The sequence below is a fragment of the Allorhizobium undicola ORS 992 = ATCC 700741 genome, from assembly GCF_000621665.1.
GTDB lineage: Bacteria > Pseudomonadota > Alphaproteobacteria > Rhizobiales > Rhizobiaceae > Allorhizobium > Allorhizobium undicola.
Genome location: NZ_JHXQ01000005.1, coordinates 178,382 through 192,189, shown reverse-complemented (window position 1 = coordinate 192,189; position 13,808 = coordinate 178,382). Strand labels below are relative to the sequence as shown.

General features: G+C 62.3%; 11 protein-coding genes. 7 read left to right on the top strand and 4 right to left on the bottom strand.

What is annotated here, in order from left to right:
• Window positions 1-164 precede the first annotated feature (164 nt).
• Window positions 165-1,061 (bottom strand): LysR family transcriptional regulator, encoded by an 897-nt coding sequence (locus T424_RS0107975; protein WP_027487269.1) that lies wholly within the window; start codon window positions 1,059-1,061, stop codon window positions 165-167.
• A gap of 149 nt (window positions 1,062-1,210) precedes the next feature.
• Between T424_RS0107975 and T424_RS0107970 the strand changes: the two genes are divergently transcribed.
• The 6 genes from T424_RS0107970 (at window position 1,211) to T424_RS0107940 (ending at window position 8,686) form a co-directional block, all read left to right on the top strand.
• Entirely contained in the window at window positions 1,211-3,214 is a 2,004-nt protein-coding gene (locus tag T424_RS0107970; protein ID WP_027487268.1) for a putative bifunctional diguanylate cyclase/phosphodiesterase, read from the top strand.
• Window positions 3,215-3,311: 97 nt separating this feature from the next.
• Window positions 3,312-4,775 (top strand): FAD-linked oxidase C-terminal domain-containing protein, encoded by a 1,464-nt coding sequence (locus T424_RS0107965; RefSeq protein ID WP_027487267.1) that lies wholly within the window; start codon window positions 3,312-3,314, stop codon window positions 4,773-4,775.
• Window positions 4,772-6,004 carry an FAD-binding protein gene (locus T424_RS0107960; protein ID WP_027487266.1) on the top strand — a complete coding sequence of 411 codons (1,233 nt, stop codon included), beginning with the start codon at window positions 4,772-4,774 and terminating at the stop codon, window positions 6,002-6,004. The genes T424_RS0107965 and T424_RS0107960 overlap by 4 nt, the downstream gene beginning before the upstream one ends.
• Before the next feature lies 1 nt (window position 6,005).
• Complete coding sequence (gene glcF / locus T424_RS0107955; protein ID WP_027487265.1) at window positions 6,006-7,310, top strand: glycolate oxidase subunit GlcF; 1,305 nt, start codon at window positions 6,006-6,008, stop codon at window positions 7,308-7,310.
• A gap of 93 nt (window positions 7,311-7,403) precedes the next feature.
• The gene (locus T424_RS0107950; RefSeq protein WP_027487264.1) at window positions 7,404-7,871 is read left to right on the top strand and encodes a hypothetical protein; all 468 of its coding nucleotides are present in this window, start codon (window positions 7,404-7,406) and stop codon (window positions 7,869-7,871) included.
• A 365-nt stretch (window positions 7,872-8,236) separates the two neighbouring features.
• A complete protein-coding gene (locus T424_RS0107940; protein ID WP_027487262.1) occupies window positions 8,237-8,686 on the top strand; it encodes a DoxX family protein in 450 nt (149 codons plus the stop codon).
• Between the two features lie 258 nt (window positions 8,687-8,944).
• On the opposite strand, the gene hisG is transcribed toward T424_RS0107940, so the two are convergent.
• The 3 genes from hisG to hisS all read right to left on the bottom strand — a co-directional run bounded on the left by hisG (window position 8,945) and on the right by hisS (window position 12,518).
• Window positions 8,945-9,637: an ATP phosphoribosyltransferase gene (hisG, locus tag T424_RS0107935; protein ID WP_027487261.1), complete on the bottom strand. Its 693-nt coding sequence runs from the start codon at window positions 9,635-9,637 to the stop codon at window positions 8,945-8,947.
• Window positions 9,637-10,755: an ATP phosphoribosyltransferase regulatory subunit gene (locus T424_RS0107930; protein ID WP_027487260.1), complete on the bottom strand. Its 1,119-nt coding sequence runs from the start codon at window positions 10,753-10,755 to the stop codon at window positions 9,637-9,639. The genes hisG and T424_RS0107930 overlap by 1 nt, the downstream gene beginning before the upstream one ends.
• A gap of 245 nt (window positions 10,756-11,000) precedes the next feature.
• The gene (hisS, locus tag T424_RS0107925; RefSeq protein WP_027487259.1) at window positions 11,001-12,518 is read right to left on the bottom strand and encodes a histidine--tRNA ligase; all 1,518 of its coding nucleotides are present in this window, start codon (window positions 12,516-12,518) and stop codon (window positions 11,001-11,003) included.
• A gap of 154 nt (window positions 12,519-12,672) precedes the next feature.
• Here hisS and T424_RS0107920 point away from each other — a divergent pair, with 154 nt between their 5' ends.
• Window positions 12,673-13,806, top strand: coding sequence for a glycosyltransferase family 4 protein (locus T424_RS0107920; protein ID WP_161712545.1), 1,134 nt, complete (start codon window positions 12,673-12,675; stop codon window positions 13,804-13,806).
• Window positions 13,807-13,808 lie beyond the last annotated feature (2 nt).

Genomic DNA, 13,808 nt, shown 5'->3' with positions numbered 1-13,808 from the left:
AGCTAATTCATCCAGTAGTTTTACATTTTAGGCAGCAACCGCATACAGTTTTATGACGGTCATATGATGGCATTCACATCCAATTTGGGGTGTTCATGCGAAATGGCGCAAAGGTTTTCAATCCCGGATTTTCCGGAAAAACACAGTATTTGTCGGTTCGAACCCTATAGATCCCAATAGGGTTCCGGGCCATAGAGTTCGGCCAGGTAATCGATGAACAACCTGATTTTGGCAGCCAGAAAGCGACGGCTGGGATAAACCGCCGAAAGGCACAGATCCTTTGGCCCCTCGTAATCCGGCAGGACCTGCACCAGCCGCCCGCCCTTCAGATCCTCGCCCACATCCCAGGTGGAGCGCAGGCCGATGCCAAGGCCAGACAGGACAGCGGCCCGCACCACTTCGCTGGAATTGGTATGCAGCATGGCTTCCGGCTTGAAGGAAACCGGGCCTTGCGGGCCCGTCAGCCGCCAGTTTTCCTGATTGTGGGAGGGAATGCACTGGTGCTGTTTCAAATCATCCAGGCATTGCGGCACGCCGTGGCGTTGCAGATAGCCGGGGCTTGCACATAAAAGCCGGCGCACCGGCGCCAGCTTGCGGGCCACCAGCGAGGAGTCCCGCGGGGCGGCAATGCGGATGGCGACATCGAAGCCGCCACCGATCAAATCCACCAGATCGTCCGAAAGAGACAGGTTGAGGGAAAGCTGCGGGTGAGCCTCCATGAACGGCCTGAGATGCGGGGCAATATGCACGCGGGCAAAGGAGGTGGGCGCCGAGACCCGCAGCGTGCCGCTGACCTTCGTGGAACGGCCCGAGGCATAGGCTTCCGCTTCCTCCAGCCCGCTGAGCAGGGTGGCGATGCGCTCGTAAAAGCCCTGACCCGCCTCCGTCAGCGAAATCTGGCGGGTGGTGCGCTGAAGAAGGCGCACGCCCAGTCTTTCCTCCAGCCGCTTGATCCGCTTGGAGATCACCGCCGGAGAATGGCCCAGTTCGCGGCCCGCCAATGTCATGCTGCCCAGCGCGATGACGCGGCTGAACACCTCGAGATCGCCAAGATGACCCATGCCCCATGCCCTCCAATACCCCCGGAATATCGGGGGGATGGCGTTTCGAAACAAGGGCGCAATTATCTTTTGCGCCGATTGCTTTGTATTAACCCATGCTGTTTTAGGGTGGTATCTTGAAAAAGCTAAACCGGGGCAGGCAGCCGCCTATGGCCGACAGTCATCTCTCATCGCATATCGGCCGCTTGTGGCGCAGGCTGTTCAGCGTTCCCAACGATAATCCGGAACTGACGGCGGCGCAGTTCCGTGCCTTCTCGCGGCAGGTGCCGCTGCTTTATTTCATTCTTTCCATCAACATGATGGCCCTGTGCTGGACCCATCGCCATATTGCGCCGCCTTATCTCACGCTTTACATCCCCGGCGCCTTCGTGACGCTGTGCGCGCTGCGCACGTTCGGCTGGTGGCGCAAGCGTCACGTGGAAGTGGATGCGGCAACCGCCTTTGCCCGGCTGAAATCCACCAATCTCCTGGCCGGTCCCATCGCGCTTTTCTGTGCTGTCTGGTCGCTTAGCCTCATTCCCTATGGCGACCTTTCCCATCAGTCGCATGTGGCGTTTTTCATGGCCATCACGGTCATTGGCTGCATTTTCTGTCTCATGCATCTGCGCTCGGCGGCGTTGATCGTGACGCTTCTGGTCAATGCCATCATCGCAATTACCTTTATCACCACGGGCACGGAAACATTGATGGCCATGGGCTTCGACGTGGCGCTGGTGAGTGGCGCGCTCATTGCCATCCTGCTTTCGCAATATCGCGATTTCCGCATTCTGCACGAATCCCGCCAGGCCTTGCAGCACCAGCAGGAAGTGCTGCGCCAGCAGAACGAAGCGGTGCGCCATCTTTCCGACGAAAACCTGCGGCTTGCCAATCTCGACAGCCTGACCCTCATCCCCAATCGCCGCAGCTTTTTCGATCATATCGAAAGGGTCTATCAGGAGGTGCGGCCCGGCGGTTCGGGCTTTGCGGTCGGGGTTGCCGATCTCGATGGTTTCAAGCCGGTCAACGACCTGCATGGTCATGCGGCGGGCGACAGGCTGCTGTGCAAGATTGCCGAGAGACTGACGGCATTTTCGCGTCCGGGCCTGTTCGTGGCGCGGCTTGGCGGCGATGAATTCGGCATTCTGGTGCGCGGCGAGACCGGCACGGCGGAGCTGGAAGAAATCGGCGCGGAATTTTGCGCGGCAATCGGTTTGCCGGTCAAGATTGGCGCGGGCAGCGTGCAGGTCACGGGCTCTATCGGGTTTGCAGTTTATCCCACCGGTGGCGTCGATGCCCAGGATATTTACGAAAAGGCCGATTACGCTCTTTACAACGCCAAGAAGCATCGCCGCGGCGGCACAATGATCTTCAACCTCGATCAGGCCGTGGAAATGTCGCGGCATAAGGCCATCGAAGAGGCCTTCGTCACGGCCGATCTCGAGCAGGAACTATATCTGCTCTATCAGCCGATCATTGAGCTGAAAACCGGGCGCTGTCTGGGTTTCGAGGCCTTGGCGCGCTGGGAAAGTCCCATCACCGGCCCGGTGCCGCCCTCGCATTTCGTGCCGATAGCCGAACATACCGGACGCATTGCGCTCATCACCCGCAATCTCCTGAAAAAGGCGCTGGATCTGGCGGCAAGCTGGCCTGCCGGCACCATCCTGTCCTTCAACCTCTCGGCAAACGACCTCACCACCCATGAGGGCGTGCTGCGGCTGGTCTCGATCATCGAGGCAAGCCGGGTGCCGCCTGCCTCCATCAATCTGGAAATTACCGAAACCTCCATGTTGCAGGATTTCGAGCAGGCCCGTATGGCGGTGGAAATGCTCAGAAGGCTTGGTGTCGGCGTGGCGCTGGATGATTTCGGCACCGGCTATTCCAGCCTCAGCCAGCTGCACAATCTGCCGCTGACAAAGCTCAAGATCGACAGAAGCTTCGTGGTGGATCTGGAAACCTCGGTCTCCAGCCGCAAGATCGTGCGGTCCGTGCTGGCCCTTTCAGCCGATATGGGGCTCGACGTCATCGTGGAAGGCGTGGAAACCGAGGCGCAGTTGTCCCAGTTGAAGCGCATGGGGGCGAAAGTGGTGCAGGGCTTCTACTTCTCGCCCCCCGTGAGCGCCGAGGAAACCCATGCATGGCTGGGTAGCGACGGCCGCAAGCACAAAAGACGGTAGATTTTCCCCGCACGCTTCAAGGCCTTTCCGCTTCAACTTTACCGCTTGGGCTGCTATTTCTGATTCCGGGCACCGGATCGAAGGCAAGGGAGAGAGCATGGCGGATTCCATTCGTTTTCTCGCGCCCGACCCCGCAATCCTCGCTCAGCGCGATGCCATCGTGCAGGAACTGGCCGGGCTTCTTGCGCCCGAACGGCTGATCCACCGCGAACGGGAGCTTGTGCCCTTCGAGACGGACGGGTTTCTGGCCTGCCGCCGCAGGCCGCTTGCCGTAGCGCTGCCGCAAACCACCGCAGAGCTTGCCGCCGTCATGGCCTGTTGCCACCGCCGCAAGGTGAAGGTGGTGGCGCGGGGGGCTGGAACATCGCTGTCCGGCGGGGCAATCGGGCAGGAGGATGCGGTGATCATCGGCCTTTCGGCCATGACGAAAATCCTCGACATCGATCTTTTCAACCGCACCTGCACCGTGCAGGCGGGCGTAACCAATCTCTCCGTCTCCGAGGCGGTGGGCCCGCACGGCTTCTTCTATGCGCCCGATCCCAGCTCGCAGCTTGCCTGCACCATTGGCGGCAATATCGCCATGAATTCCGGGGGGGCGCATTGCCTGAAATATGGTGTCACCACCAATAACCTGTTGGGTGTGAAGATGGTGCTGGCCGACGGATCGGTGATCGAGCTGGGCGGCAAGGCGCTGGATGCGCCAGGCTATGACCTGCTCGGCCTCGTTTGCGGATCGGAGGGCCAGCTTGGCATTGTCACCGAGGCCACGCTGCGGCTTCTGGCCAAGCCGGAAGGCGCGCGTCCGGTGCTGTTCGGCTTTGACAGCGCCGAGGCGGCGGGCACCTGCGTTGCCGACATCATCGCCGCCGGAATCTTGCCGGTCGCCATCGAATTCATGGATAAGCCCGCCATCGAAATCTGCGAGGCCTCCGCCAGGGCGGGCTATCCCATGGATGTGGAGGCGCTGCTGATTATCGAGGTGGAGGGATCGCAGGCCGAGATGGAGGCGATGCTTTCGGCCATCTGCGACATTGCCCGGCAACACGGCGTGAAGACGATCCGGGAAAGCCAGTCCGCCACGGAAGCGGCGCTGATCTGGAAGGGCCGCAAATCGGCCTTCGGCGCCACGGGCCGCATTGCCGATTATATCTGCATGGATGGCACGGTGCCGCTTGGCCAACTGGCCCATGTGCTGAAAAGGACGGGCGAGATCGTGGCGGGCTACGGTCTGCGGGTCGCCAATGTCTTTCACGCTGGCGATGGCAATATGCATCCGCTGATCCTCTACAATATCAACGATCCGCAGGATGCCGCCCGCGCCGAGGCGGCGGGCAACGATATTTTGCGGCTCTGCGTGGATGCGGGCGGCTGCCTGACCGGCGAACATGGTGTCGGTATCGAAAAGCGCGACCTGATGCGCCATCAGTTCGGCAAGGCCGATCTCGACCAGCAGATGGCAGTGCGGGCCGCCTTCGATCCCGGCTGGCTGCTCAACCCCTCCAAGGTGTTTCCGCTGGAAGGCCGCCCGCCGCTGAACGGCGCAAAGGAGCAGGAGGCATGACTGCTGCCCTCCTTGCCCCGGCCTCTGAAGAGGAGGCCGCCAGACTGGTGGCCGAATGCGCCCTGCGCAACACGCGCCTTCGCCTGTGCGGCGGCGGCACGCGCAGCGGCTTTGGCAACCGGGTGAATGCCGAAGCCACCCTGTCATCGCGTGGGCTTTCCGGCATCGTCGCCTATGATCCGGCGGAGATGGTGCTGACGGCGAAGGCCGGAACACCCATGGCCGAGATCGAGGCGGCGGTGGCTGAGGCAGGCCAGGCACTGGCCTTCGAGCCGCCGGATCACCGGGCGCTGATGGCAACATCCGGCACGCCGACGATTGGCGGTGTTTTCGCCAGCAACGCATCCGGCCCGCGGCGGCTTCTGGCGGGGGCGGCGCGTGACCACCTGCTTGGCCTGCGCTTCGTCAATGGCCGGGGCGAGATCATCAAGGCCGGGGGCAGGGTGATGAAGAATGTGACGGGGCTCGATCTCGTCAAGCTTCTGGCGGGCTCCTTCGGCACGCTGGGCTTTCTGACGGAAGTGACCTTCAAGGTCATGCCGCGCCCGCGCGCTTCTGCCTGCCTTGTTCTGTCCGGGCTGGATGACGGTGCCGCCGCCCGCGCCATGGCGGCGGCCATGGCCCTGCCTGTGGAGGTGAACGGGGCGGCACATTTGCCGGAACTGGTCAGTCCTCGGCTCATCGCGGGGCGGCTGCCCGCTGGTCCCGCCACGATTTTCCGGCTCGAAGGACTGCCCGCTTCCGTCAGCGAGCGGTTGGAAAAGCTGGCGTGGGTGCTTGGCCGCCTTGGCCCGGTCAGCCGGGTGGAGGACGGTGAAAGCGCCAGCCTGTGGCAGGCGGTGGGGGATGTGATGCCCTTTGCCGATGGCACGGAAAAGCCGGTCTGGCGGGTTTCCATGGCGCCGATGCGGGGCCATGAACTGGTGGCGGGCCTGCGGCTCCATGCCGCCATCGATGCCTTTTATGATTGGCAGGGCGGCCTTGTCTGGATGCGGATGGAGGAGGAGCCGGAGGCAGGGCTGATCCGTGCGGGTCTTGCCGCCCTTGGCGGTGGCCATGCCAGCCTGCTGCGCGCCACGTCGTCCATACGCAATGGCCTTGCGGCCTTCCAGCCGGAGACGGCGGGTGTGGCGCTTCTGTCGGAGCGGCTGCGCAGGTCGCTCGATCCGGCAGGCATTTTCAATCCCGGCCTGATGCACCGGCCCGCAGACCGGGCGGAAGGGGCCTGACATGCAAACCTCCTTTTCACCCGCCCAGCTTGCCGATCCCAGACTGGCGGAAGCCGAAAGCATTTTGCGCAAATGCGTGCATTGCGGCTTTTGCACCGCCACCTGTCCCACCTATGTCACGCTGGGCAACGAACTGGATAGCCCGCGCGGCCGCATCTACCTCATCAAGGACATGCTGGAAGAGGGCCGTCCGGCGGATGAGGAGGTTGTCACGCATATCGACCGATGTCTCTCCTGTCTTGCCTGTACAACCACCTGTCCTTCGGGCGTGGATTACATGCATCTGGTCGATCACGCCCGCGCCCATATCGAGAAAACCTATCGCCGCCCCTTGGCCGACCGTCTGCTGCGCGGTGTTCTTGCCCGGCTGCTGCCTTATCCGCGACGTTTCGCACTGGCGCTTTCGCTGGCGCCGCTGGGCAGGCTGCTGCTGCCGCTGATGCAAAAAAGGGCAGCGTTGAAGCCGCTTGCCGCCATGCTGGCGCTTGCGCCGCGCCATCTGCCGAGAAGGGAGCGCCCGCGCATCGCGCGGCCCGGTCGAGTGCAGGGGCAAGAGCGGGGGCGCGTGGCGCTGTTGCAGGGCTGTGCGCAATCGGTTCTCGATCCCGGCATCAATGCGGCGGCAACGCGGCTTCTGCTGCGTCACGGCATCGAGGTGGTTTGCGTGGCGGGAGAGGGCTGTTGCGGCGCGCTGACGCATCATCTGGGCCGGGAGGCCGAGGCGCTGGCCTTTGCCCGGCGCAATGTGGATGCGTGGTTGAAGGAAATCGAAGGGGCGGGGCTGGATGCCATCGTCATCACGACCTCCGGCTGCGGCACCACCATCAAGGACTATGCCCATATGCTGCGCCATGATCCCGTCTATGCGCCCCGCGCCGCCAAGGTGGCGGCCCTTGCCTGCGACATCAGCGAATATCTGGCGCGGCTCGACCTTCCGACGCTTGCCGGAAAGGATCTGGTCGTGGCCTATCATGGCGCCTGTTCGCTCCAGCACGGACAGAAACTGACGGAACTGCCGAAACAATTGCTGCGCGCCGCGGGCTTTGCCGTGCGCGAACCGGCATCGGCGCATTTGTGCTGCGGTTCGGCCGGGACCTATAACATCTTGCAATCCGACATTGCCGCCACCTTGCGCACGCGCAAAGCGGCAACGCTGGAGGCGCTGAAACCGGATGTGATTGCCGCCGGCAATCTCGGCTGCATGACGCAGATCGGCTCTGCCACTGCTTTGCCGGTGGTGCACAGCGTGGAGTTGCTGGACTGGGCCTATGGCGGAGAATGCCCGCTAAAATTAAGGGAATTATAAGGGGCATCTGCGATAATGGCGGTATTTTCAGGAAAGGGGATGTCCCTTTTCGGAAATGCTCTCTGCAAGGCTTGCTTCGGGAGGGAGTGGCCCATGATGCGCCGCGTGACCTTTATCAGCCTCTGTCTTGCCTGCATGTCTGGCTGGGTCGGGCCACGTCAGGCCCTTGCTCTCGATCGCTACTACTGCGCCGTTGACGATGCCAGACTGAAACTCGTGGTCGAGGCCGCTTTTCGCGAAGATCCGGGCTGGCCTCTTGCCCATATGCGCGGCATCGTGCTGTTCAAGCCGGGCCGTGGCCAAAGGCTCGAGGGGCAGGTGGATATTGCCGCCGCCAATGTCAAACAATATTGGCGCGATGGCGAAACCCTGCGCCTTTATACCTCGACACCGTCCGGGGAAGGCCAGGATGCCCTGACAATCGGCCTGAAACTGGAGAGCAGCGTGACGGCGGACGATCTCAACCGCTTTCAGGGCACCTATGCCGTCAGCGTTCGCCAGAGCGGACAGACGGCAAAACCCGTGGAAGTCACCGGGCCGCTGACCTGCTCGAGGTTCTAAAGCATTTCCAGGAAAAGTGGGAACCGGTTTTCCGTCCGGAAATGCGTGAAGGCCAGCTCATTTCCAGGAAAAGTGGGAACCGGTTTTCCGTCCGGAAATGCGTGAAGGCCAGCTCATTTCCAAGAAAAGTGGGAACCGGTTTTCCGTCCGAAAATGCGTGAAGGCCAACTCATTTCCAGGAAAAGTGGGAACCGGTTTTCCCTCCGGAAATGCGCAGCATCGGGATGCCGGAAAGGGTCTCCAATCTGATTGTTCTCTTTTTGTGAACGATACGTCTTTTTTCGTCGGCCTATGCAAGACAATCCTTTCCCGGCACAGTCTTGACGAAAGATAACGGGGCGGGAGCCCCATTCGGGAGTTTCGTCATGTCCAGCACCAATAACGCCATCATTCTGGTGGCCCGTGTTTTCCTCTCCGCCATGTTCATCCTGTCGGGCTTTGGCAAGCTTGCCGATCCTGCCGGTACGGCTGGCATGATTGCCCAGGCCGGAATGCCGGCTGCCACCGCGCTTGCCTATCTTGCCGGTCTCTTCGAACTGGTCAGCGGCCTTGCCGTTCTCATCGGCTTCCAGACCCGGCTGGTCGGCTGGGCGCTTGCGGCCTTCTGCGTCTTTACGGGTGTGGTTTTCCATGGCCATGCCATCAATGTTCCGGGCTTTCCGGATGCGGCCAATGGCTTCCTCAGCACCATGAATCAGATCATGTTCATGAAAAACCTGACGCTGGCCGGTGCCTATGCCATGCTTGCCACCTTCGGCCCCGGCGCATATTCGCTCGACGCCCGCCGCGGCAGCTACAAACCCGCGATTGCCTGAGCAGCTTCTGCCAGACGTTCAAGGCGGTTTTCACCCCGCAAGGCGATAAATGAAAACAGCAAAGCCCGCCGGTTCCGCCAGCGGGCTTTTGCATGTTCGGGAGCCGGAACTGCTCTAGGGTGTGTGGACATTCGGCATTGGGGGTGGCGAAAACGGTGATTTTCGAGAACCGGAGCGGAGTGTACTTAATGTACATGAGCACCGGGAGCGCAGAAAAGTACCGTTTGCAGCCCGCTCAAGGGCGAATGTCCACACACCCTAAACCACCGCGCGGACGCTTTCGATGATACGGGCAATCCGGGCATTGCCCTCATGTTCCGGCTTGCGGGCGCGCACAAGGCAGGCCTGCGAGCGCAGGATGACGCCATCCTGCAAGATCTTCAGATGGTTGGCCTTCAGCGTCGAGCCGGTGGAGGTGATGTCCACGATGATGTCGGCCTGACCGGCAGCCGGAGCGCCTTCGGTGGCGCCAAGGCTTTCGACGATGCGGTAAAGCTGGATGCCGTGCTGGCGGGAGAAGAATTGCTGCGTCAGCCGCCAGTATTTCGTGGCAATCGCCAGACGGCGGCCATGGCGGGCGCGAAAATCGGCGGCGACATCGCCAAGATCGGCCATGCTGTCCACATCCAGCCAGAGTTCCGGCACCGCCACCACCACATCGGCATGGCCAAAGCCGAGACGCGCTGCAATCTCCACCCGCCTGTCGGCATCGGCCAGACCTTCGCGCACCAGGTCCTCGCCGGTGACGCCAAAATCCACGGTGCCATTGCCGATTTCGCGGGCAATTTCGGAGGCCGAGAGAAAGGCGATCTCGATATCCTCGCCTTCGACCCGGCCCCGATAGGAGCGGTCATTGCCGACTGCGGTGATCCTGAGACCTGCCTTTTCGAAAATGGCGGCGCAATCTTCCTTCATGCGGCCCTTGGAGGGCAATCCGATGGTAACGGTCATCAGCGCGACCTCGCGGTTTCGATACGGTCCAGCCACAGCGAAAAGCCTACGGCGGGAATGGGCTGCTGCGCGCCAAGCAGGGTGAGAAGCCGGTCGAAGCGGCCGCCACCGGCCAGAACCGCCTTTGCATCCTGTTCGGCCACCTCGAAGACGAGGCCGGTGTAATAATCCAGCGGGCGGCCAAAGGCGGCGCGATAGGTCATGCCGGAAAGGTTGAGCCCCAGCCGCGCCATGGCCGCCACCCGTGCCTCGAAATGTTCAAGGGCGCTTCCCAGCGCAAGCCCCGCCGCATCGGCAAAACCGGCAAGCGCGCCTGCCGCCTCGTCCAGCGGCAGTTCCAGCGACAGGAACTCCCTCAAAAGCAGGATTGCCCGGCCCTCAAGCCGGGTGCGGGCCAGCGCCCGGTTTTCCTTCAGCCGGGCGGCGATTTCCTTGGGGCTGCGGCTGGCATTGCTGGAATAGCCGGTTTCTTCCATGCGCGCGGCAATCAGCGCCACCAGCGCGGCATCGTCGCCGTTTGCCAGAAGGGCTTCCACCTCGTCCGATTGCGCCGTCACCGCCTTCGGGCTTGCCAGATCCTCCAGCAACTGGTTGAGATGCGTGCTATCGCCAAAGGCCTGGATCAGCCGCTTCTGCCAGCCGCCGGGCAGGCCAAGCGCCCGCACGACCGCCTCGAACACGGCCTGATCGCCCAAGGTGATCGTCAGCACGCGGCCCGGCAGAAGCTGCGCCAGAATGCCCACCGCATCGCTCACCGCACGGGCATCGGCGCGTGCCGTCGCTGTCTCGCCCAGATCCTCGATGCCAGCCTGATAGAACTCGTTTGCGCCTTCGCGCCGCTGGCGAAACACCTCGCCCAGATAGGCATAGCGTTTCGGCGTGCCGGTGGCGGTTTCGATATGGCTGAGACAGACCGGAATGGTGAATTCCGGGCGAAGACACAGGCTTTCGCCGGTTTCGCTTTCGGTCAGGAAAATCCGGCGGCGCAAATCCTCGCCCGCCATATCCAGAAAGGGTGCTGCGGGCTGGATGACCGGCGTATCGACACGGGTTGCGCCGCGCGCGGCAAAATCCGCCAACAGCGATGCGGCAAAATCCGGCATGTTGATCAGGGGCATGAAGGGGCTCCTGTGAGAGAGGGCACAGTACAGGACGCAAGGATTTTCGTGCGGGGCCTACCCCCCTCTGTCCTGCCGGACATCTCCCCCTCAAGGGGGGAGATTGGCAAGACGCAGTCACTCCATCTTGATTTCCCCCGCTTGAGGGGGGCATAGCTTGCCAGGCTTGTGTGGTTGGGCAAGGCCTGAAAACGGTAAGGCCGTGTCGTGTGGAGAGAGGGGCGGCTCATGAGGTCACGCGCCTTTCAGGCTTTTGCCCGGTCACGATCGGCCTTTTGCGCGGCCAGCATTTCCTTGACCTTCGCCACCAGCTCGGCTTCCGGCACCACGACCTGCGCCACGCGGGCCTCGCGCCATTCGCTGTTATCGGTGATTTCGCCGGAAAGCCGCTTGCCTTCGATCAGGTCCTTGATCTGCACCACGCCCTGGGCACGCTCGTCACCGCCCTGAATGATGGCAATCGGCGCACCGCGACGGTCGGCATATTTCAGCTGATTGCCGAATTTCTTCCAGTTGCCCTGATACATTTCCGCACGGATGCCTTCGGCCCTCAGCGCCTGGGTAAAGCGCTGATAGCGCCCCATGGCCTCGACATCGCCATCCATGACCGTGACGAGAACCGGCGCGATCACCTCATCGGCCCCGAGCTTGCCGAGGTTTTTCAGCGCCGTCATCAGACGCGACACGCCGATGGAAAAGCCCGTGGCCGGAACCGGCTGGCCCATGAAGCGCGAGACGAGACCATCATACCGCCCGCCGCCGCCGACCGAGCCGAACACGACCTTCTCGCCCTTTTCATTGGTGACGTCGAAGGTGAGTTCGGCTTCGTAGACGGGGCCGGTGTAGTATTCGAGGCCGCGAACGACGGAGGGGTCGATTTTGATGCGGGAGGCGTCATAGCCTGCACCGGAAACCAGCGCGCCGATGATGTTCAGCTCCTCGACACCTTCCGCGCCCTTTGCCGTTTCGGCAACCAGAGCGGCAAGATCGGCAGCGCTTTGCGCATAATCCTTGATGCCGACGAAGAACAGCACCTTCTCGATCTGCTCCTCATCCAGCCCCGCACCCTTGGTGAAGTCGCCGCTCTCATCCTTGCGGCCCGCACCCAGCAAAAGCCGCACCCCTACCGGGCCAAACTTGTCCAGCTTGTCGATCGCCCGCAGCACGTTGAGCCGCCGTGCGGCATTCTCATCGCCGCCCAGGCCGATGGCTTCCATCACGCCATCCAGCACCTTGCGGTTGTTTACCCGGATCACGTAATCGCCGCGCTTGATGCCAAGCGCTTCCAGCGTATCGGCCATCATCATGCACATTTCGGCATCGGCCTGCACGCCGGGCGCGCCGACGGTATCGGCATCGAACTGCATGAACTGGCGGAAGCGGCCGGGACCCGGCTTTTCATTGCGGAAGACGTAACCGGCGCGGTAGGTGCGGTAGGGAAGCTGGATCTCGTTGAAATTTTCCGCCACATGGCGGGCCAGCGGCGCGGTGAGATCGTAGCGCAGGCTCATCCATTGCTCGTCATCGTCCTGAAGCGAAAACACGCCCTCGTTCGGGCGGTCGCTATCGGGCAGAAACTTGCCCAGCGCATCGGTATATTCAAACAGCGGCGTTTCGACGGGATCGAAACCGTAGCGCTCGTAAACGGCGCGGATTTTCTCCACCATTTCGTTGACGGCGCGAATGTCATGAGCCTCGCGATCCACGAAACCGCGCGGCAGGCGGGCTTTGAGTTTCTGCGGCTTCTTGGTCTTCTCGCTCATGATCGGCAACCGGCTGTCTGGATGTTGGAAAGTGCCTGTCTCTTAGAGGATGCAAACGGCGGCGGCAAGGCGAAAGGCCAGAGCCGCCAACAACCAGTCCCGCGCAAGCAGGCCATGGCATGATCGTCCGGATGCAGGCGGAGCGGTGCATGACATGAAAATTCTGTTCTTCAACATGGGCGACAAGGATTTCGATCCGCAAACCCCGCTGCACGGTCCGCTTGGCGGCACGGAATCGGCCATTGCCTATCTCACCGCCGCGCTGGCGCGGCAGGGTTGCGCGGTCACGCTGGTCTCGCGCACGGACAAACCGCGCGTGGTGGATGGGGTGAGGGTTGTGCCGCTCACGGGAATTTCGCCGCAGGAAATCGATGCTCACGATCTGGTTTGCGTCATTTCGGTGGCGGCGGGCAGCCGCATCAAGATGCATCTCAAGCTTACCGCGCCCATGGTGCTGTGGTGCCACATGGCCATAGACCAGCCCACGGTGCAATTGCTGGACCGGCCGGAGGAACAGGCCGCCTGGGATGGCTATGTCATGGTCAGCGAGTGGCAATCCCGGCTCTACCGCGAACGGTTCAAGCTTGAGCCTGCCGCCGTTCACGTCATCGGCAATGCCATCTCTCCCGCCTTTGCCGCAAAGCCGCTTGCACCTGCCTGGTTCGAAACCGGCGCGCCGCCAACCCTTCTTTACAGCAGCACGCCCTATCGCGGTCTCGACCGGCTGTTGATGAGCTTTCCCGCCATTCGCGCCCGCGTGCCGCAGGCCCGGCTCAAGATTTTCGCAGGCATGGCGCTTTACGGGGCCGATCCCGTCACCGACCGTTACCGCTATCTCTACGATCTCACCCGCGCTCTGGAGGGGGCCGACTATATCGGTCCCGTCGGGCAGGCCGAGCTTTCGGAGGCCTATGGCGCTGCCGCAGCCCTTGCCTATCCCAGCAGCTTCCCGGAAACCTCCTGCATCACGGTCATGGAGGCCATGGCCAGCGGGGCCGATGTGCTGACCACGGATATGGGCGCGCTCAAGGAAACGCTGGCCGGATTTGGCCGCATGATTGCCCCGGAGATCACTCTGGGCAAGCTGGTGCAAACGCCGACCGACATCATGGATTATGTCGATATGGTGGTCGATGCGCTGGCGCAGGCGCAGGCCAACCCCGCCGCTGCCGCCGCCGAGCGGCAAAAGCGGGCCGGTTTTGCCCGCGAACATTATAGCTGGGATGCCCGTGCCAGACAGTGGATCGCGCTGGCGGAGGGGCTTGCGGCCAAACGGCGGGCGGCATAGCG